21 protein-coding genes are annotated in these 19,574 nt (G+C 66.8%); 6 read left to right on the top strand and 15 right to left on the bottom strand.

What is annotated here, in order from left to right; genetic code table 11:
• Positions 1-20: 20 nt before the first annotated feature.
• Complete coding sequence (locus AC3WUT_RS18090; protein WP_492348471.1) at positions 21-1,547, top strand: M48 family metalloprotease; 1,527 nt, start codon at positions 21-23, stop codon at positions 1,545-1,547.
• On the opposite strand, the gene AC3WUT_RS18085 is transcribed toward AC3WUT_RS18090, so the two are convergent.
• From AC3WUT_RS18085 to AC3WUT_RS18075, 3 genes are all read right to left on the bottom strand, one after another.
• Positions 1,515-1,868: a phage holin family protein gene (locus tag AC3WUT_RS18085; RefSeq protein WP_492348470.1), complete on the bottom strand. Its 354-nt coding sequence runs from the start codon at positions 1,866-1,868 to the stop codon at positions 1,515-1,517. The two genes, AC3WUT_RS18090 and AC3WUT_RS18085, sit on opposite strands and share 33 nt — an antisense overlap.
• Before the next feature lie 42 nt (positions 1,869-1,910).
• Positions 1,911-2,375 (bottom strand): hypothetical protein, encoded by a 465-nt coding sequence (locus AC3WUT_RS18080; RefSeq protein WP_492348469.1) that lies wholly within the window; start codon positions 2,373-2,375, stop codon positions 1,911-1,913.
• Positions 2,376-2,467: 92 nt separating this feature from the next.
• Positions 2,468-3,199, bottom strand: a complete 732-nt coding sequence (locus AC3WUT_RS18075; RefSeq protein ID WP_492348468.1) for a TerC family protein — start codon at positions 3,197-3,199, stop codon at positions 2,468-2,470.
• Positions 3,200-3,608: 409 nt separating this feature from the next.
• On the opposite strand from AC3WUT_RS18075, the gene AC3WUT_RS18070 reads away from it, so the two are divergent.
• Positions 3,609-4,091 carry a DUF3717 domain-containing protein gene (locus tag AC3WUT_RS18070; protein ID WP_492348467.1) on the top strand — a complete coding sequence of 161 codons (483 nt, stop codon included), beginning with the start codon at positions 3,609-3,611 and terminating at the stop codon, positions 4,089-4,091.
• Positions 4,092-4,250: 159 nt separating this feature from the next.
• Here the strand turns inward: AC3WUT_RS18070 and AC3WUT_RS18065 are convergent, their stop codons facing one another.
• Positions 4,251-4,811, bottom strand: coding sequence for a YaeQ family protein (locus tag AC3WUT_RS18065; protein ID WP_492348466.1), 561 nt, complete (start codon positions 4,809-4,811; stop codon positions 4,251-4,253).
• 140 nt (positions 4,812-4,951) lie between these two features.
• On the opposite strand from AC3WUT_RS18065, the gene AC3WUT_RS18060 reads away from it, so the two are divergent.
• Entirely contained in the window at positions 4,952-5,509 is a 558-nt protein-coding gene (locus AC3WUT_RS18060; protein WP_492348465.1) for a DUF4124 domain-containing protein, read from the top strand.
• A gap of 21 nt (positions 5,510-5,530) precedes the next feature.
• Here the strand turns inward: AC3WUT_RS18060 and purB are convergent, their stop codons facing one another.
• A complete protein-coding gene (purB, locus tag AC3WUT_RS18055) occupies positions 5,531-6,910 on the bottom strand; it encodes an adenylosuccinate lyase (RefSeq protein ID WP_492348464.1) in 1,380 nt (459 codons plus the stop codon).
• Positions 6,911-7,001: 91 nt separating this feature from the next.
• Between purB and AC3WUT_RS18050 the strand changes: the two genes are divergently transcribed.
• Positions 7,002-7,616: a glutathione S-transferase N-terminal domain-containing protein gene (locus tag AC3WUT_RS18050; RefSeq protein ID WP_492348463.1), complete on the top strand. Its 615-nt coding sequence runs from the start codon at positions 7,002-7,004 to the stop codon at positions 7,614-7,616.
• Between the two features lie 83 nt (positions 7,617-7,699).
• Here AC3WUT_RS18050 and AC3WUT_RS18045 read toward each other — a convergent pair whose 3' ends face one another.
• The 9 genes from AC3WUT_RS18045 to AC3WUT_RS18005 all read right to left on the bottom strand — a co-directional run bounded on the left by AC3WUT_RS18045 (position 7,700) and on the right by AC3WUT_RS18005 (position 15,612).
• Positions 7,700-8,161 (bottom strand): nuclear transport factor 2 family protein, encoded by a 462-nt coding sequence (locus AC3WUT_RS18045; RefSeq protein ID WP_492348462.1) that lies wholly within the window; start codon positions 8,159-8,161, stop codon positions 7,700-7,702.
• A gap of 2 nt (positions 8,162-8,163) precedes the next feature.
• A complete protein-coding gene (locus AC3WUT_RS18040; protein WP_492348461.1) occupies positions 8,164-8,946 on the bottom strand; it encodes an SDR family NAD(P)-dependent oxidoreductase in 783 nt (260 codons plus the stop codon).
• Complete coding sequence (locus tag AC3WUT_RS18035) at positions 8,943-9,485, bottom strand: DUF3833 domain-containing protein (protein WP_492348460.1); 543 nt, start codon at positions 9,483-9,485, stop codon at positions 8,943-8,945. The genes AC3WUT_RS18040 and AC3WUT_RS18035 overlap by 4 nt, the downstream gene beginning before the upstream one ends.
• Positions 9,482-10,825, bottom strand: coding sequence for an MFS transporter (locus AC3WUT_RS18030; protein WP_492348459.1), 1,344 nt, complete (start codon positions 10,823-10,825; stop codon positions 9,482-9,484). The genes AC3WUT_RS18035 and AC3WUT_RS18030 overlap by 4 nt, the downstream gene beginning before the upstream one ends.
• Before the next feature lie 13 nt (positions 10,826-10,838).
• Positions 10,839-11,378 (bottom strand): chalcone isomerase family protein, encoded by a 540-nt coding sequence (locus AC3WUT_RS18025; RefSeq protein ID WP_492348458.1) that lies wholly within the window; start codon positions 11,376-11,378, stop codon positions 10,839-10,841.
• Positions 11,375-12,598, bottom strand: a complete 1,224-nt coding sequence (locus AC3WUT_RS18020) for a class I SAM-dependent methyltransferase (RefSeq protein WP_492348457.1) — start codon at positions 12,596-12,598, stop codon at positions 11,375-11,377. Before AC3WUT_RS18020 ends, AC3WUT_RS18025 begins: the two co-directional genes overlap by 4 nt.
• A 19-nt stretch (positions 12,599-12,617) precedes the next feature.
• Positions 12,618-13,421, bottom strand: a complete 804-nt coding sequence (locus tag AC3WUT_RS18015; protein WP_492348456.1) for a DUF1365 domain-containing protein — start codon at positions 13,419-13,421, stop codon at positions 12,618-12,620.
• Positions 13,422-13,432: 11 nt separating this feature from the next.
• Complete coding sequence (locus tag AC3WUT_RS18010) at positions 13,433-14,737, bottom strand: NAD(P)/FAD-dependent oxidoreductase (protein WP_492348455.1); 1,305 nt, start codon at positions 14,735-14,737, stop codon at positions 13,433-13,435.
• A gap of 269 nt (positions 14,738-15,006) precedes the next feature.
• A complete protein-coding gene (locus tag AC3WUT_RS18005; RefSeq protein WP_492348454.1) occupies positions 15,007-15,612 on the bottom strand; it encodes a glutathione peroxidase in 606 nt (201 codons plus the stop codon).
• Positions 15,613-15,791: 179 nt separating this feature from the next.
• Here AC3WUT_RS18005 and AC3WUT_RS18000 point away from each other — a divergent pair, with 179 nt between their 5' ends.
• Together AC3WUT_RS18000 and AC3WUT_RS17995 are read left to right on the top strand one after the other, a co-directional pair.
• Entirely contained in the window at positions 15,792-17,363 is a 1,572-nt protein-coding gene (locus tag AC3WUT_RS18000) for a cryptochrome/photolyase family protein (protein ID WP_492348453.1), read from the top strand.
• 50 nt (positions 17,364-17,413) lie between these two features.
• Positions 17,414-18,274 (top strand): ferritin family protein, encoded by an 861-nt coding sequence (locus AC3WUT_RS17995; protein ID WP_492348452.1) that lies wholly within the window; start codon positions 17,414-17,416, stop codon positions 18,272-18,274.
• A 52-nt stretch (positions 18,275-18,326) separates the two neighbouring features.
• Here AC3WUT_RS17995 and AC3WUT_RS17990 read toward each other — a convergent pair whose 3' ends face one another.
• A complete protein-coding gene (locus tag AC3WUT_RS17990; RefSeq protein ID WP_492348451.1) occupies positions 18,327-19,544 on the bottom strand; it encodes an HD-GYP domain-containing protein in 1,218 nt (405 codons plus the stop codon).
• Positions 19,545-19,574: the final 30 nt, after the last annotated feature.

The raw sequence follows: 19,574 nt of genomic DNA, 5'->3' as shown, positions 1-19,574 counted from the left end.
GCCCCGCCACCAAGCCCATCGTGACCCGTTCTGCATTCCGCCACCGCTGGCTGGCGCCCCTGACCCTGGCCCTCTTGGCCGCGCTGGGCACCCCCACCCTCAGCAGCGCCCAGCTCCCCGCCCTGGGCGATGGCGACGGCATGACCCTGGGCGCCGAGCGCCGCCTGGGTGACCAGATTGCGCGTGAGCTCTACCGTGACCCGGACTACTTAGATGACCCGGTGCTGCAGGAGTATGTGGAGGGCATCTGGCAGCAGCTGATGCAGGCGGCCCGCCAGCGCGGCGAACTCACGCCCGATCAGGACGAGCGTTTTGCCTGGCAGGTGCTGCTGGGCAAGGACCGCCAGGTCAACGCTTTTGCGCTGCCGGGCGGCTACATGGGCGTGTACCTGGGGCTGATCGCCATCGTGGCCAACCGCGACGAGCTGGCCTCGGTGCTGGGGCATGAACTCAGCCACATCACCCAGCGCCACATCTCGCGCATGATGAGCAAGGACAGCCAGCAGACCCCCTTGCTGGTTGCCGCGCTGATCCTGGCCGCCCTGGCGGCCAGCAAAAGCCCCGATGCCGCCAGCGCGCTGGTGGTGGGGGGGCAGGCACTCACGGTGCAGAATCAGCTCAAGTTCTCGCGCGACATGGAGCGCGAGGCCGATCGGGTGGGCTATGGCGTCATGACCCAGGCGGGCTTTGATGGCCAGGGCTTTGTCACCATGTTCGACAAGCTGCAGCAGGCTTCGCGCCTGAACGACAACGGCGCCTACCCCTACCTGCGCAGCCACCCGCTGACCACCGAGCGCATCGCCGACATGCAGGCCCGCCAGGAGCTGCGCCCCGGCAGCAAGGGGGGGGTGCCGACCACGCTGGAGCACGCCCTCATCATGGCCCGGGCCCGGGCCATCAGTGCCGACAACATCGAATTGCAGCGCCAGCGCCAGACCGAACCCGATGGGGCTGCTTTCCGGCAGCAACCGCCCGTGCGTCAGGCGCAGGCCTTGTACGGGGCCGCGCTGGCCTCCATGCAACTGCGTGACTGGGCTCGCGCTCGCGATGCGGTCAATCGCCTGCAGCCTCTGGTGCAGTCCAGCCCCGAGGCCCTGCGCCTGCAGCGCCTGCTGGTGGCCGAGCTCGACCTGGCCACGGGCAAGCCTGCCACGGCGGCTGCTCTGCCAATGGGTGCGGGCGTGCGGCGTCCGGAGCTGTTGCTGGGCACCCAGGGGCGCCTGGCGCTGGGTGGCGTGGATCAGGCCGAACAGACGGCCGAAGCCCTGCAGACCTGGGTGACCGTGCACCCCCACGATGGCACGGCATGGCAGTGGTTGTCACGTGCCTGGGCGGGCGCTGGCAAGCCCTTGCGGGCGCTGCGGGCCGAAGCCGAGGTGCAGGTGGCGCACTTTGATTACAGCGGTGCCATGGACCGTTTCAAGGCCGCGCAAGACATGGTTCGCCGCGGCGGCAGCGCCGCCACCGACCATGTCGAGGCCTCGATCATCGATGCCCGCACCCGCGAGGTGGCTTCACTGCTGCGGGAACAGGCTGCGCAGCGCTGAGTCGATCACCATGCCCAAGGCCGAGTAGATCAGCGAGCCGATCAGGGCCGCACCAAACCCGGCCACCTGAAAGCCTTTGAGCACCTCGGCGGCGGCCCAGAACATGAAGGCATTGATCACGAACAGGAACAGCCCCAGCGTCACCACTGTCACGGGCAGTGTCAGCACCACCAGGATGGGGCGCAACACGGCGTTGAACAGGCCGATCACCAGCGCGGCCACCAAGGCCGCGCTCAGGCTGGTGACCTGCACGCCCGGGTACAGGTAGGCCACGAACATCAGTGCGGCTGCGCTCAGCAGCCATTTCAGCAGCAGTTTCATGGGCGCAGCATAGCAGCAGGTGGCACGCGGCACCCTGCTGCTTTACTCGGTGGCCAGCACCAGGGCGGCGCCCAGACCTGCCACGGCGCCCGGTACCGCCCAGCGCGCGCCGTGGGGCTCGGGCTGGTTGTGCGTCACGGCGGGCAGGTCCTGGCCCAGCTTGGGGCGGCGCGCATCCAGCACCCGGGCACCGGGGAACTGCCGGCGCAGGCTGTCCGACAGATCGGCCAGCGAGCCATGGGCCACCAGGCGGGTCAGTTGATCGCCGGGGCCCACCACGGCCTGCACCACGGGCTCGGTCACCTTGTCGGCCCAGCGGGCGCGCCAGTTCTCGCGGTTGGCGTAGCTCACCCATTTGCTCACGCGGCGCGTCATGCGCGGCGGGCAGGCCACCAGGATCCAGTGGGTGGCGGCCTGCTGCGCGGGGGCTGTGGCCGGCGCGAGCAGGGGCAGCAGTTGATGGCAGGCGTGTTCGGCATCGTCGAAGTAGGCAATCAGGGTGTCCATGGTTTCTCCTTGAGACGAAGGTGGCCGTGTGGGGCCGCTGGCGGGAACGGAAGCTGTCTTGGATCCGGGAAGGAACATGGCAGGGGCCTGGTTCATGCCGAGGGGTCGGAGCTGATTTGCGGCGTGGTGCGGCCGCCCTGGTGGGTGGACTGCCGGCGCTGGTGCAGCCAGCCGGCGCCCAGCACGCCAGCAATGGCCACCCCGTAGGTGCTCCAGCGGGCCAGCGTGTTCATCAGTTCAGGCGGATCAAACACCGCGTCCAGCAAGGGCTCGCCCACGATCATGCGAGCGGCCGTGAAGGCCAACACCGCGGCACCGGCATGGATGATCAGCGGGAAGCGTTCCACCAGCTTCAGCACCACCGAGCTGCCAAACACCACGATGGGCACGCTGATCAACAGGCCCAGGATCACCAGGTCAAATGCGCCGTGCGCGGCCCCGGCGACGCCCAGCACGTTGTCGATGCCCATCAGGGCGTCGGCCACCACAATCGTCTTCATGGCACCCCAGAACGTGCTGGCGGCCGGGCCGTCGGCATGGCCATCGCCGTCGTCGGCCAGCAGTTTGTAGGCGATCCACATCAGGCCCAGCCCACCGATCAGCATCAGGCCGGGCACCTTCAGCAGCCAGACCACGCCCACGGTCATCAGCGAGCGCACGCCGATGGCGCCCACCGTGCCCCACAGGATCGCCTTCTTCTGCAGGTGCGCAGGCAATTGCCGCGCGGCCAGGGCGATCACGATGGCGTTGTCCCCGGCCAGAACCAGGTCGATCAGAACGATGGCCAGCAGGGCGGACCACCACGGTGCGGAAAGAAATTCCATGAAAACACTCCAGGATGTGCAAGAACAAACCCTGGGGCAGGTGGCGGTCATGGTGGGGCTGGGCGCGCACCCAGGCGGATGCGGTGGCAGACACGCTTCGACCAAACCTGTCCCAGGTTCGAATCGAAGGTCTTGCTCGGCATGGAGTCATGCAGAAAATGCCCAACAAGCCGGAAGCCTAGGCTTCGTATTGACGACTTGCTGATCTGGTGTGGCGGTTGCACGAGGGTGCAGACCCGTTCACACCGAGGGAGCTACTCCCCTTCGTGCCCTGATTTAACCATTGGTCGCAGAGGCCTTGCAAGTTGTAGGTTTTTTAAATTCCAACGAGGTGGCTTCACGGCGGCCCGGTCACCAGGCAGGGCTTGTGGCGGCGGATTATGATCGCGCCCCTTGTTTTGAATTTGCCATGGCCGGAATCCACATCACCGACATCGAAGCCGCCATCAACCACTGGCGCGCCAAGAAGCCCTCGCCCGATGGGGTCGTTCTGTCGCCCGAGCTGCGCGCGCTGGCCGAGGTGTATGCGCTGATGGTGTATTTCCATGAAGACGAGGCCGACGAGTTCAGCCTGCCCGAGGCGGCTTGGCAGGCCTGGCAGGCCTGGTACGACACCACGCCCGACACCCCCTGCATTGCGATCTGCTCCACCAGCCAGGGCGACAGCCATTGCAAGGGCTGCGGCCGCACCTTTGACGAGGTGCAGCACTGGCCCGGCATGAGCGCCACCGAAAAACGCCACACCTGGCGCCGAATCACCCAGGAGGGGCAGGCCTGGCGCTTCAACCGCTACCTGGAGCGCGCCGCCGAAGGCCCCACCGCCGCAGCCCAAGCCATGCAGACCGCAGCCCAGGAAGCCCACCGCCAACGCCGCCGCCAAACCACCGCCTGACCCGACCTCACGCAGCCCGTTGACCAACGGGGCGCCTGCCCGATCAGGCAGGCCCTGCAACGAAGAGGTCAGCCCGCCGCCCGGCCGCCCGAAGGCGGGCTGGGCCCCCTTTGGGGGGCAGGGAGCGACACGCAGTGCGCGACCGTGGGGGCCAACAGTTCACTTCCAGCGGATGCACTCGATCTCTACGGTGTCTTTCGAGTCGCTCATCATCAGCGCCCCCTCCTGCACCGTCGCCTGCAGCTGCATGCTGCGTTGCGCCAGCTTGGCCAGGGCCTGCGAGGCCTCGGTGGGCACGCGCCAGACCTGCAGCTTGTCCATGCGGCTGACCTTGTTTTCCATGGTCTTCCACCACACCTCTGCGGCGTGGTGAAAGCAGTACACCAGCACCTGGTCCGACTTCTGGCAGGCCTTGAGCATGGGCTTTTCTTCGGGCTGGCCCACCTCCACCCACACCCGCTTGTACCCGGTGAAGTCGGTCAGCGACACGTCGGGGTCGTCCGGGTCTGACAGGCCGGCGCCAAAGGCCAGGGTGCCGTCGCCGTTGCAAACGTCCTGCAACTGGTGCGCTTGCAGCGCCAGGGCCGCCAGGCGGATCATCATGCGTTCATCGGTTTCGCTGGGATGGCGTGCCAGGGTGAGGGCGTGGTCCGCGTAGTAGTTGTGGTCGATGTCGGCGATCGACAGGGCGGCTTTGAAGATGGTGGATTTGAGAGCCATGAGGCGTTCTTGTTCTGAAAGGAGAAGGTCGCAAAACCCGTGCAGGGGCCTGTGCCGTGCGAGCCACAAGCGGCTATGCTGGCAGCCGGATGGGCCCGCCTGCGGGCGGGTCGGTCCATTCGAATGGAGCATCGACTGCCATGGGTCCAACCTTGCATTTCACCACAGGCGCTGTTTTGCCCTGGCGCCGCACGCTGTGGCGGGGGGCCGGGCTGGCCGGTTTGGCGCTCACCCTCGCCCAGGTTGCGGGGGCCGCCGGGCCCGCCGCGGTGTGGCGCCTGCAGGATGCGCAAGGCCGCACGGTGTTCACCGATCGGGTCAGCGAAGACGACATTGCCTCGGGTCGGGCGCAGCCGGTAAAGGTTGAGAAGGTGACGCCTGAGATGGCTGCCCAGGCGCAGGCCAAGCGACAGCATGAGCAGGTCGAAATCGACCGCTACAACCAGCAACTCAACCAGAAGCTGCAGCGCCGCAGCGAGGCGGCGCGCGCCGTCGAACTGGCCCGCCAGCACCTGGAGCAGGCCCAGGCCCTCTATCTGGCCGGCGAGGCCCCGCGTGAGGACGAATCGAATCGGGTGCGCACGGGCTCGCGCCTCAGCGAGCGTTATGCCCAGCGGCGCCTGCGCGAGCGCCAGGCCATCGACAATGCGGCCCTGGCGCTGCAGCGCGCCCAGGCCTACCAGGCCTCGCTGCCCTGAGCAGCTTGAGGCCTGTGGGCCTCAGGCCCGGCGTGCCAGTTCGGCGGCCTTGCCCACGTAGCTGCCCGGCGTCATGGCCAGCAGGCGGTCTTTTTCGGCCTGCGGGATTTCCAGCGAGCGGATCAGGCCGTGCAGGGCTTCGGCCGTCACGGTCTTGCCACGGGTCACTTCCTTGAGCTTTTCGTAGGCACCCTGCACGCCAAAGCGGCGCATCACGGTCTGGATGGGCTCGGCCAGCACTTCCCATGAGGCGTCCAGGTCAGCTGCCAGGGCTTCTTCGTTGAGTTCGAGCTTGTTCAGGCCCACCATCAGCGAGTTGTAGGCCAGGGCGGCGTAGCCCAGGGCCACGCCGATGTTGCGCAGCACCGTGCTGTCGGTCAGGTCACGCTGCCAGCGGCTCACCGGCAGCTTTTCGCTCAGGTGGCGCAACACGGCATTGGCCAGGCCCAGGTTGCCTTCGGCGTTCTCGAAGTCGATCGGGTTGACCTTGTGCGGCATGGTCGACGAGCCGATCTCGCCGGCCTTCAGGCGTTGCTTGAAGTAGCCCAGGCTCACATAGCCCCACACGTCACGCGACCAGTCGACCAGGATGGTGTTGGCGCGGGCCACGGCATCGAAGAACTCGGCCATGTAATCGTGCGGCTCGATTTGGATGCTGTAGGGCTGGAAGGTCAGGCCCAGGCCCAGGGGTTCGGGCGACTCGATCACCTTCTTGCTGAAGGCCTCCCAGTCGAAGTCGGGCCAGGCCGACAGGTGGGCGTTGTAGTTGCCGACGGCGCCGTTCATCTTGCCCATCAGCTTCACCGCGGCGATCTTCTCGCGGGCGGCGGCCAGGCGCACCAGCACGTTGGCCACTTCCTTGCCCACCGTGGTCGGGCTGGCGGTCTGGCCATGGGTGCGGCTCAGCAGGGGCACGTCGGCATAGGCGTGCGCCATGTCGCGCAGCTTGGTGATGAGGCCGTCCAGGGCCGGCAGGATCACCACGTCACGCGCGGCCTTGATCTGCAGCGCGTGGCTGGTGTTGTTGATGTCTTCGCTGGTGCAGGCAAAGTGCACGAATTCGCTGGCTGCCTGCAGCTCGGGGCGGGCCTCGAACTTCGACTTGATCCAGTACTCCACGGCCTTCACGTCGTGGTTGGTGGTCTTTTCGATCTCCTTGATGGCCAGGCCATCGGCTTCGGAGAAGTTCTTCACCAGGCCCAGCAGGTAGGTGCGGGCGCCGGGGGTGAGGGGTTTGAATTCGTCAAAACCGGCGTCGGACAGCGCGATGAACCACGCCACCTCCACTTGCACACGGCGGTGCATGTATCCCAGCTCGCTCATGAGCGGGCGCAGGGGGCTGAGTTTGCTGGCGTAACGACCGTCCAGCGGCGAAAGGGCGGAGATGGGTGAGAAGCTCATCCCTGAATTGTAGGTTGCCGGGCCGGGACAGGGGCGACTCGATAGAATGCGCTGCACGGATCCCTGGTCCCATTCCCTGAGACATAGACACATGAAATTGATCGGTTCTACCACCAGCCCGTATGTGCGAAAAGTGCGCATCGTGATGGCCGAAAAAAAGCTCGACTACCAGTTCGTCATTGAGAACGTCTGGGCCGATGACACGACGATCAGCACCTCCAACCCCCTGGGCAAGGTGCCGTGTCTGGTGATGGAGGGCGGCGAGGCCGTCTTCGATTCGCGCGTCATCGTCGAGTACCTCGACACCCTGTCGCCCGTCGGCAAGCTGATCCCGGCCCAGGGCCGCGAGCGCGCCGAGGTCAAGACCTGGGAGGCGCTGGCCGATGGCCTGATGGACGCCGGCCTGCTGGCACGCATGGAAACCGTGTGGGCACACCGCCCGCCCGAGCAGCAATGCCAGGCCTGGATCGACCGCCAGATGGGCAAGATCACCGAAAGCCTCAAGGCCATGAGCCAGGGCCTGGGCGACAAGCCTTTCTGCAGTGGCATCCACCTCAGCCTGTCCGACATCGCCGTGGGTTGTGCCCTGGGCTGGCTCGAGTTCCGCTTTCCTGAGGTGTCCTGGCGCACCGAGCACCCCAACCTGGCGCGCCTCATGGACAAGCTCATGCAGCGCCCCAGCTTTGCCGACACCCGCCCGGCCTGAAGCGCCTCGGTGCGGGGCATGGCCCTCCAATCAAAAACCGGCCTTGGCCGGTTTTTTCATGTCTGGGCCCCGGGGCTCACGGCTCACTCGCGGGCGCGTTGCTTCAGCCAGCGCATCATGCGGCCCACCACGGGCAGTTTCTCGTACAGCTCTTCGGCCGCGTCCCAGTAGTCGCGGTGCAGCGTGATCAGGCCCTGCTCGTCGTACACCAGATGGCTGGCGCCACGCACCGTCTGCCACTGGGTGGGCGAGAAGCGCTGGAATCGGAACAAGAAATCCCAGGTCAGAAAGCAGTGCGGGCCCTGCACCACGCGCTGGGTCACGACAAAGTGCGGCTCATGCAGCGACACGAACATGTGCTGGAACACCCCCTCGATCGCAGCCAGGCCACGCACCTCGTTGAACGGGTCCTTGAAGACCGCATCAGCCGCGTAGTGCTGCCCCAGTCGGGCCAGATCGGTCGGGCGCAGGTGTTCAAAGAACTGCACCGTGCGCTGCACGGCGGCATCGATCCCGCCGGGGGCGGGTGACAGGGGTTCGGTCATGGTCACAGTCCTGTGAAGCGGCGCACCAGCGGAAAGTAGACAGGGTAAGGCAGGCACTGCAAGAGCTTCATCACGCGGCTGAATCGTTTCGGAAAATGGATGTCGAAATCTCCCTGGCGCCAGCCTTGCAGCATGGCCAGTGCCGCCTGCTCGGGGCTGATCAGGGCCGGCATGGCAAAGTCGTTCTGGGCCGTCAGCGGGGTGGCCACAAAGCCGGGGTTGATCACGCTCACGCCCAGGCCCAGGTCCTGCAGGTCCAGGTACAGGGTTTCGGCCAGGTGGATCAGTGCCGCCTTGGTCGGGCCATAGGCCAGGCTGTTGGGCAGGCCCCGGTAGCCCGCCACGCTGCTGACCAGGCTCAGGTGGCCAGGCCGCCCGGCGCGGGCCGCCTCGATCATGCCGGGCAGCACGGCGTCCAGCACATGCAGGGCCCCCATGTAGTTGATCTGCAGGTGCTGCAGCAGGCTGTCGAGCCGTAGCTGCGTGGCCCGCATGGGCTGGTAGTAGCCGGCGCAGTACAGCATCAGGTCCAGCGGGCCCGCGCCCAGCACCTGGGCGGCCACGGCCTGCACCTGATCGCGCTGCGTCACGTCCAGTGCCAGGCCCTGGCTGCCGGGGTGCTGGTGGGCAAAAACCTGCAGCGCCTCGGCATTGCGCGCCGACACGATCACCTGGGCGCCCCGCTGGTGCAGTGCGCTGGCCGTGGCCAGCCCGATGCCGCTGGAGGCCCCGACCAGCCACACCCGGCGTCCCTGCCAGTCGGTGATGCGCGGGTTGCGGCTCATGGCTGCGCCTTCTGGAACGACAGCAGCACCTCGCCCAGGCGCACACCGAATTTGCTCATGGTGGCCCGGTTCAGCATGGTCTGCGCGCTCATCAGGATCATCCAGTCGTCAAATTGCACGTGGTAGGTGCTGCCGTCCACCGGCAGCGCCAGGGTGTAGTTCCAGCGCAGCGCGTTGCCGGCCACCTGGCCCTGGGCCTCGCCGACCACATCATCGGCCCGGCCCCGGTAGCTTCCGTCGGGCAGGCGGGTCAAGTGCCAGACGCGGCGCTGGGTGCTGCCGTCGGAGTAGCTGAAATGTTCGTCCAGCACGCCTTCGTCGCCGTCCCAGCGGCAATCCATCACCACGGTGAAGCGCTTCACGATGCGACCGCTGCGGTCCTGGAACAGGCCCTGGGCATCCACGCGGCCCTTGAAGAACTCGCGCAGATCCAGGGTGGGTTTTTCGGCCGCGTAGTCGCTCACCTGGGGGCCGGCACAGCCTGCCAGCGCCAAGGTGGCGGCGCCCAGGGCGCAGCGCAGAAAGTGTTGTCGGTTCATGGTGTGTCGAGGGGTGAGGGTTGAAGAAGGGGCCCGGGTTGGGCCTTGGCCCGGGCTGCTGGCCGCAGGATCAACTGGTACAGCGCCGCGGCCGCCCCCAGCTTGAGCGCGCAAGGCAGCGCGGCATAGCCCAGGCTCAGGGCCTGCAGGCCGGCTGCGTCGGTGCTGCCGGGCGTGTAGCCCAGCGCGGCCAGCAGGGGCAGTGCCAGGCCGGCAGCCAGGGCCAGGTTCAGCTTGTTGGCAAAGTTCCACCAGCCAAAGCTGGCCCCTGCCGAGGCGGCGCCGGGCTGGGCCAGCACGCCGGCCAGCAGGGCACCGGGCACCACCAGATCGGCCCCCAGCGTCAGTCCGGACAGGGCGCAGATCCAGCGGAACGCGCCCACCTGCCCCGTCCCCAACGTGGCGGCCCAGGCAAACACCGCCACCGCCAGCAGCATGCCGGCCAGCCAGCAGCGCGTCAGCCCCCAGCGCGCCACGGCACGCAGCCACAGCGGCATGGCGGCGGCGGCACTCAGAAAGTACAGACCCAGCAACACCGGCTCTTGTCCGGGCGCGGCGTGCAGCCGGTCCTGCACAAAAAACAGCAGCAAGGTGGCCGGCACCGCGCTGGCGATGCCATTCAGCACAAAGACCCCCATCAGGCGGCGGAAGGCCACCTGCCGCCACGGCTGCCACAGCCCGGCCGGGTCGGCGGATTCGTTGGCCGGAGGCCGGGGGGAAGGCACCGGTGCGCGGTGCCAGGCCAGCCAGCCCAGCATCAGCAAGCCACTGAAGGCGGCGAGCATGGCCGGCACCCCCAGCAGCGTAGGCAGCACCGAGGCCAGCACCACCCCCAGCAGACCTGCGCCCTCGCGCCAGGCCACCACCCGGCCGCGCTGTGCTTCGTCACCGCCCAGGCGGGCGCCCCAGGCCTGGTGGGCGATGCTCAACAGGCTGTAAGCCGGGTAGGCCAGTGCCAGGCCTGCCGCAGCCCAAACCAGCAAGGCGCCCGGGCTGTGCACCGGGGGCATGAACACGGCCCACAGGGCCAGCGCGAGCAAGGCACCGGCCGCGGCACAGGCACGCCACACGGCCTGTGGCCCCTGGTGCAGCAGGCGATCGGCGAGCCGGCCCAGGGCCGGGTCGATCAGCGCGTCCAGCAGGCGGGCGCCCAGCAGCACGCCCCCCAGGGCCGCCAGCGGGGCGCCCAGCGTGCTGGCGTAATGGTGCGGCAGCACCACGTACAGGGGCAGGGCCACAAAGGCCAGGGGCAGGCCCATCAGGCCATAGGCCAGGCCTAGGGGCGGCGTCAGTGCGGGCTGCACGCCGGTCACCGGCGAGGGGGGGGCAAGGTCGGCCATGAGGCAAATCCCTTCAGCGGGCGCCGGTCACGGGTGCCAGCAAGGCTTGCCGCAGCGAGGGCTCCGAGGTCGATGCGGAGAGCCAGATGCCGAAGAACAGCCGTGAGAAGCGGGCGTCTTCCAGCGCGCCCAGGGGGCGGTTGTTGTACAAGAAGCGGGCTCCGGCGTCGGGCTGGTGCAGGCCCAACAGCCGGTCGCCGTTCTTCACGTCGGGCAGCAGGGCCTGCAACTGGGCCTGCCAGCGGGCGCCCTGCTCATCGCTGATGGGCTCGATGCGGCGCATCTCGCTGAGCGAGCGCTTGGCGATGGCCTCGGCGCTGAAGTCGCGCAGGTAGAGCAGCTCAAGCGCCAGCGGAAGGCTGGCGTACTGCTCGGCGCTAAAGCCCGGGCTCACCCACAGACGGGCCTGGTAGACCGACCAGCCCAGAAAGCGCATCGTGGCCTCGCCGGCGGGCACGGCGCCGGGCAAGGGTGGGTGCTGCGGGCTCGCGGCGGCATGCCCTGCGCTGGCCGCCAGCGCGGCCCACCAGAGCAGGTTCTGGCGGCGTTTCATGCGGGCTTCACCAGGGTGTACTGCACCAGGTCGATGCTGCCCATCGAGAAGCCGGCCTCGCAATAGGCCAGGTAGAACTCCCAGATGTGCATGAAGCGTTCGTCAAAACCCAGTTGCTGGATCTGGCTGCGCTGGGCCAGAAAGCGTTCGCGCCAGCGGCGCAGGGTTTCGGCGTAATCCTGGCCGAAGGCGAAGCTGTCCTCGACCTGCAGGCCGGCGGCTTCGGCGGCCTGGCGAAACTCGCGTGGGCAGGGCAGGCAGCCGCCCGGAAAGATGTATTGCTGGATGAAGTCGGTCGAGCCGATGTAGCGCTCGAACAAGGCGTCATCGATCACGATGCTCTGGATGCAGGCCCGCCCACCCGGCTTGAGCAGGCGCTGGATGGCCGAGAAATAGGTGGGCCAGTACTCGCGCCCCACGGCCTCGACCATCTCGATCGAGCACACCGCATCGTAGGGGCCGTCGTCGATGTCGCGGTAGTCCTGCAGGCGCAGGTCGGCCCGGTCTGGCACGCCCAGCGCGTGCATGCGCTGCCGGGCAAAGTCCAACTGCTCGGTGGACAGGGTCACGCCGGTCAGGCGGGCCTGGAACTCGGTGGTGCTCATCTCGGCCAGGGCGCCCCAGCCGCAGCCGATCTCCAGCACCCGGTCGCCCGGCTGCACCCGGGCCATGCGCAGCGCCCGGCGCACCTTGGCGTGCTGGGCGCTGCGCATGTCCTGGTCTGGCCCGGCCTCGAACCAGGCCGACGAGTAGTTCATCGTGTCGTCCAGCCAGAGCTCGTAAAAGGCGTTGCCCAGGTCGTAGTGGGCGTGGATGTTTTTCTGGCTGTTGTGCCGCGTGTTGCGGTTGAGCAGGTGCTTGATGCGGTACAGCAGGCGCCCAGCCCAGCTGCCATAGATCACGTCTTCCACGTGCTGGCGGTTGGCCAGGAACACCTTCAGCAATTCGGTCAGGTTGGGCGTGGTCCAGTCACCGGCGATGTAGCTCTCGGCAAAGCCGATGTCGCCCGATTTCAGGGCCGCCCGGCACACCTGCCAGTTGCGCAGCGTCATGGCCGCCGCGGGGCCGTGGCCGTCGCCGAAATGGTGCAAAGCCCCATCAGGCAATTGCACGGTCAGCGAGCCGTGCTGCAGTCGCTGCAGCAGCCTGAGCGCGGTGCGCGCGGCGGCGGGCGTGCCCTGCGGCAGGGTGAACGAGGTGGGGGCGGTGCTGCTGTTCATGGCGTTCGGGGTGGGCAGGTCAACGGCTGACGAAGGCGGTGGGCGCTTCGGGCTTGCGGTGAAAGGGCACGCGCTTGAGCCACAGCCTGAGCGCCTGCAGGTGGATGCGGGCCATCAGGGCCAGCGTCATCAAAGGGTGGCCCCACAGCGCGCGGCGCACGCTGGCGGGCGTGATCGGTTCCAGCGTGCCGCTGACACTGGTCTGCAGCAGCGGGCCCTGGGCGTCATCGTGGTCGATGCGCACCACGGTGCGATCCAGGCCGTCGCGCTGTGTGCGCATGAAGCGAAAGCGGTAGCCGCCCTGCACGGCGCAGAAGGGCGACACATGGAACACCTTGCGAGCGCTCAGCTCGGCGCCCCAGAAGGGCCCGCTGGCAGGGGGATCCAGCAGGTAGCAATGGCGCTCGCCGAAGGTGTTGTTCACCTCGACCACGATGGCCCGCAGCGTGCCATCGGCGCGGTGGCAGTACCAGAAGCTCACGGGCTTGAAGGTGTAGCCCAGCACGCGCGGGTAGCAGTGCAGCCACACGGGGCCGGTGGCGTCGAGGATGCCCTCGGCTTGCAGCACCTGCTCCAGCCAGGCCAGGGCACCCCCCTGGCTGGCCGGGCGGCCATCGCCGTGGTCGACATCGTGAAAGCTCAGGGCGGCGCGCCGGTTGATGCCCAAGGGGCCGTCGCAGCCCGCCAGTTCACGCATCGGCAGCAGCACAAAGAAGGTGGGGTAGGCAAAGGCGTGGCGATGGGGCCGCAGGCGGGTGTGGCGCACCTGGCCAAAGCCCAGCAGGGGCTGGGTCTGTTCTGTCGCGGGGCTGGGGGGCGCCATGCGTTGCGGCCTCATGCGGCCCGGGCCTGCGATGCCGCCAGGGTGGGCTGCAGCATGGCCGCCGCCTGCAGGCCGGATTTCAGGCCATCTTCATGGAAGCCGTAGCCTGTCCAGGCGCCGCAGAACCAGGTGTGCTGGCGGCCTTGCAGGTGGGGCACCTGCTGCTGGGCCGCAATGGCGGCCAGGTCGAACACCGGGTGTTCGTAGTCGTACTCGCCCAGCACCTGGGCCGGGGCAATCGCTTTCACCGGATTGAGCGACACCAGCACCGGTTGTTCAAAGGGCAGCGGCTGCAGTCGGTTGATCAGGTAGTGCAGGCAGACGCGGGTGGATTCCTGGGCGCTGTCGGCCGCGCGTTCGTAATTCCAGGCGGCCCAGGCCTGGCGCCGTTGGGGCAGCACGCTGGCATCGGTGTGCAGCACGGCCCGGTTGGCCTGGTAGCGGATGGCGCCCAGCACCTCGCGCTCCAGCGTGCTGGCATCGGCGAGCAAGCCCAGGGCCTGGTTGGGATGGGTGGCAAGCACCAGTCGATCGAAGCGTTCGGCTCCCTGGTCGCTGGTCACTCGCACGCCGGCGGCGTCGCGTTCGATGCGGTGCACCGGCGTGTTGAGCCGTTTGTCGTCCAGGCCGGCAAGGATTTTGTCCACATAGTGGCGGGCGCCGCCGGTCACGGTGTGCCACTGGGGCCGCTGGCTGACCTGGATCAGGCCATGGTTGTGGCAGAAACGGATCATGGTGGCCACCGGAAACTTCAGCATCTGGTCGGTCGGACAGCTCCAGATGCAGCCCAGCATGGGCAGGAAGTACCAGTCACGGAAGGCGTCGCCGAAACGGTGCTGGCGCAGAAAGTCGGCCAGCGGCTGCATCAGGGCGCTTTCTTCGTTGGCGCGGGCGATGCGCGTGCACAGCGCATTGAAGCGCAGCAGATCGGCCAGCATGCCCAGAAAGCGCGGGCGCAGCAGATTGCTGCGCTGGGCAAACACCGTGGCCAGGCTGGAGCCGCTCCACTCCAGGTCGTGGCCGTCCAGGGCCCCCGGTGCCTTCACCGAGAACGACATGTCCGAGGGCGACGTGGCCACGCCCAGCTCGGCCAGCAGCCGAATCAGTTGGGGGTAGGTGCGTTCGTTGAAGACCAGAAAGCCGGTGTCCACCCCATGGGTGACCGGGCCGCGTGCCGTGGGCAGGGTGATGTCGACCGTGTGGGTGTGGCCGCCAAAGTAGGCGCCTGCCTCGAACAGGGTGACAGCGGCCTGGTCGCGCAAGGCATGAGCCGCTGCCAGGCCGGAGATGCCGGATCCGATCACGGCGACCTTCATGGCTGGCCTCCGTGGCGGCGGGCTGAGCCCAGAAGGGCGAGAGGGAAGAAAAGTGTTGCGAAGCGCCCCGGAACGAAGGAGGGAGGGAGGGAGGAGGAGAAGCGTTCCAGGATTTCGACCGGCCTATACAGCGCCGGAAGGCTTCGCAACAACAAAAGCAACTTTGAACCAGAAGTTCTCAGTGCCCGATAGAGTGGGGACTTCCCAGAAAAGTTCCAGGGCTGAAAACGTAAATTCCCGTAAAGACAAGACATGTGTTCCTCCGGGTCTCAGTGCGCCTGCAACTCGTGCTGCAAGGCCTTGATCAAAGCCTTGTCATCGGGGCCGCTCATGCTGGAGTAGCTGGCCACCACGCGGCCATCGCGCCCCAGCAGGTATTTGTAGAAGTTCCAGCGCGGCTTCTGGCCTGACAACTCGGCCAGTTGCTTGAAGAAGGGCGATGCGTCGGCCCCGGTCACGCTGCTTTTGGCAAACATGGGGAACTTCACCCCGAAGGTGTTTTCGCAGAAGTCGGCGATCTGCTTGTTGTCGCCGGTTTCCTGGGCAAAGTCATTCGACGGAAAGCCCAGCACCACCAGCCCCTGGTCCTTGTATCGTGCGTACAGCGCCTCCAGGCCCTTGTACTGCCCGGTGAAACCGCAGTAACTGGCGGTGTTCACCACCAGCACCACCTTGCCGGCGTACTGGCACAGCGACTGGGGCTTTTCGTCTTGCAGGCGGGCAAAGGTGTGTTGCAAGGTGGCCGGGCAACTGGACGCGGCACCGGGGTTCGGGGCCGCTGGTGCCGCCGTCGCCGCCCGGGCTGCCGGCATCGCGAGCACCGTGATCAGGCCCAGGGCCAGCCCTGGCAGCAGCTTGGAAAACAGTTTTTTCATGGGGCCTCCTGGGCCGGAATCGGTGGCGATCAGGACACAATCGTCTGTGACCGACCCCGAAGGGTTTTGAATTTGTACTGAAGTGTATTTGACCGATACTAAACAGTATTCTTGACACCATTTTGCCAGTCGGGTTTTTCCCGGATCCGTGCTGTCCCCTGTTTTTGTTCCAGATGACCATGACCCATGACCGCTCCGGCCCCGCCTGGACCCACCCGCGACGGGTGGTCTGGGTGTTGGGCGATCAGCTCTGGTTCGGCCACCCGGCCCTGCGTGATTTCGACCCTGCCTGTGACCATGTTCTGATGGTCGAGGCGCCGGGCGAGGCCTCGGTGGTCTGGAGCCACAAGGCACGCATTGCGCTGTTCCTGTCGGCCATGCGTCACTTCTGCAACGAGGTGCATCGCCGCGGTTGGGCCTACACCTATGTGCGCCTGGACGAGCAGCCCGAAACGCCTGACCTCGACGGTCGCGCCCTGCGGGTTTTGCAGGCCCTGCGGCCCGAGACACTGCGCCTGTGCGAGCCCGGAGAATGGCGCACCTTGGAAGACGTGCGCAGGGTGGCCCATGCCGCCCAACTGGCGCTCGAGGTGCTGCCTGACCCTCATTTCATGTGCTCGCGCGCCGAGTTCGCCCGCTGGGCGCTGGGCAAGAAAGAGCTGCGCCAGGAGCTCTTCTACCGCGACATGCGCCGGCGTCACCGGGTGCTCATGAACGGGCGCGACCCGGCGGGCGGGCAATGGAACTTCGATGTCGAGAACCGCCGTGGCTACCCGGCCAGCGGCCCGGGCGCCATTCCCGAGCCCGAGTTTTTTGAGCCCGATCGCATCACCGTGCAGGTGATCGCGCTGGTCGAAAAGCACTTTCCCGATCACCCCGGCTCGCTGGCGCATTTTGGCTGGCCGGTCACGCGCGAACAGGCGCTGGAGGCGCTGGAGCGTTTTGTCTCGGTGCGGCTGGCTCATTTCGGGCCGCATCAGGACGCCTTGTGGACCGCCACGCCGTGGGGCTGGCACTCGCTGCTGTCGGTGGCTTTGAATCTGCACCTGCTGGACCCGCGCGAGGTGCTGGCGGCGGCCGAGGCCGCCTGGCGGGAGCATCACCTGCCCTTGGCCAGTGTCGAAGGCTTTGTGCGCCAGGTGCTGGGCTGGCGCGAGTTCATCCGCGGGGTTTACTGGCTCGACATGCCGCAACTCGCCCAGTCCAACCACTGGGGCCACCAGCGTGGCCTGCCGGCCTGGTACTGGAGCGGTGACACCCGCATGGCCTGCATGCGCGAGGTGGTGCAGCAGACCCTGGCCCACGGTTATGCGCACCACATCCAGCGCCTGATGGTCACCGGCCAGTTCGCGCTGCTGTCCGAGATCGAGCCGCGCCAAGTCGGCGACTGGTACCTGGCCATGTACGTCGATGCGGTCGAGTGGGTGGAACTGCCCAACACCTTGGGCATGGCGCTGAACGCCTGCGGCGGGCGCTTCACCAGCAAACCCTACATCGCCAGCGGGCAATACATCCAGCGCATGAGCAACTACTGTGGCAACTGCCCGTATGACCCTGCACTGCGCACGGGCGATACCGCCTGTCCGGTCACCGTGCTCTATTGGCGGTTTTTGCTGCGCCATGAAGCGGATTTCAAGGCCCATCCCCGCATGGCGCTGATGGCGCGCAGCCTGGCCCGGCTGCCGCCTGCCGAGCGCATTGCCATAACTGAAAAGGCCAATCATGTCCTTGATCACCTCGATGATTTGTGAAGGTTTTTGAGGCCCCTCCCTTAAAATCCGAGCGATTCACGAAAGACAGCATGCTTTACCCCGAACTTTTCAAACAACTCGAATCCGTCCGCTGGGACATGGACAAGGACATCCCCTGGGACCAATTCGACGCTTCGCAGCTGTCGGATGAGCAGGCCCAGACCATCAAGATGAACGCCATCACCGAGTGGGCTGCGCTGCCGGCCACCGAGATGTTCCTGCGCGACAACCGGGGTGACAGCGACTTTTCGGCCTTCATGTCGATCTGGTTCTTTGAAGAGCAAAAGCACTCGCTGGTCCTGATGGAATACCTGCGTCGCTTCCGGCCCGACCTGGTGCCCACCGAGCAAGAGCTGCACGAGATCCGCTTCGAGTTCGATCCGGCCCCCGCCCTGGAAACCCTGATGCTGCACTTCTGCGGCGAGATCCGCCTCAACCACTGGTACCGCCGTGCGGCCGAATGGCACACCGAGCCGGTGATCAAGCAGATCTACACCACCCTCAGCCAGGACGAAGCCCGCCACGGTGGCGCTTACCTGCGCTACATGAAGCGCGCCATCAACAACTTCGGCAACGAAGCCAAGGCCGCCTTCGCCAAGGTGGGGGTGCTGATGGCCAGCGCCCGCCGCACCGCCCAGGCGCTGCACCCCACCAACCTGCACGTCAACAAGCAGCTGTTCCCACGTGACACCATCCAGAGCCGCCTGCCCAACCCCGAGTGGCTGGAGACCTGGCTCGACAGTCAGATCAACTTCGATGCCGTGTGGGAAACCAAGGTGGTCGACCGCATCCTGCACAACATGAGCCTGCTGCTGGACCGCAGCTTCAAGACCGTGCAGGAACTCAACCGCTACCGCAAGGAGGTCTCGGCCACCCTGGTCAGCCCCGCGGCTGGCGCCCAGCCGGCCTGAGCCCCGTCCCCTGCGAAAAACGGCCCCTCGGGGCCGTTTTGTTTTTCAGCTTTCAGACCAGGGTCAGCAGGCGTTCCAGCGGCAGCTTGACCTTCACCTCGCGCGCGGGCAGCCCGGCGGAGATCTTGAAGTCGGGCCGGGCCGTGTCACGTGGTGGGGGTTCGGCCATCGCCATGCCCTGCCGACTGATCACCACGCTGACACGCGGTGTGCTGGGCGTGGCACCGCGCCGTGTCACCACGGCCACTTCACCCGAGGCCAGCTTCACGTACGAGCCCGGGGCGTACATGCCCACCGCCTTGACCAGCGCGGCACCGGCCTCGTCCACTTTCTTGTCTTCGTCGAAATAGCTGCCCTGCATGGCGGCCGTGCTGGGCAGCGGAAAGCGGGTGGCGCGCGGGGCCATGCGGGCGCCGAAGATGTCGGCCCGCTGGATCAGCCGCGCCATCTGCTGGGCGGGTGGGCGGCCGGTCAGGGGGCCGGGGCTGCGATCGTGGTGATGCCGCACCGCCTCCAGCCAGTCCGGGTCTTGAATGCCCAGCTTCATGAGCATGTCCACCGACTTTTGCGAATGGCCGTCGATGGCCTCGACCTGGGCTGAACTCAAAGGCAGGCTTTGCTGGGCCAATTGGTCCTGCAGTTCGGTCATGCTGATGTTCATGGTCAGCGCGGACAGGCCCAGGCTGTTCACCCGATCCTCGGACCACTGCAAGACCGTGCGGGCGGCCAGCATACACACCACCGACACCAGCATGGCGTGGGTGGCACTGTAGAGCCGGGTTTCCCCGGCCGACAAGTGCATCAGCGCAAACAAGGTGGCATCGGTCTGGCGCTGGGTCAACAGGGTCAGGTCGGCGTGCAGCTGGAACAGCCGCGTCATGAAGCTGGTGCTCTCGGGCTGACGCAGCACATTGCTGGCCCGGGTCTGGATGTCGTGCCAGTTCGGGCGCGCCGTCGGGTCCGTGATGGTCGGGGCGGTGGTGTCCGGCCCCTTGCCGTCGGTCACGAACTGGGTCGATGCGATGGTGCCCAGGGTCTTGCCCTCTCGCACCATCGAGTGCAGCTTGCCCACGTAGGCCCGGTGGCTCTCGCCCGACTCGTCGGTGTCCACGCACAGGCTCATGCCGCGCAAGGCCATCTGCTGCAATTCATCCTTGGACTGCACCACATAGCCCTTCTGGGCGAGCAGAACGCCGGTAGCACTGCGCAGGATGAAAGGCAGTGGATGACCCAGCGGAATGGTTTCGAGGTCGAGCTTGACGAGCTTCATAGGCGTCATCAATTATGTATGTATTCGTAA

This window comes from Curvibacter sp. EU05-FHT14A10, from assembly GCF_058791075.1.
Note: the sequence above shows the minus strand (reverse complement) of the source record. Positions and strands in the feature narration are given on the sequence as shown.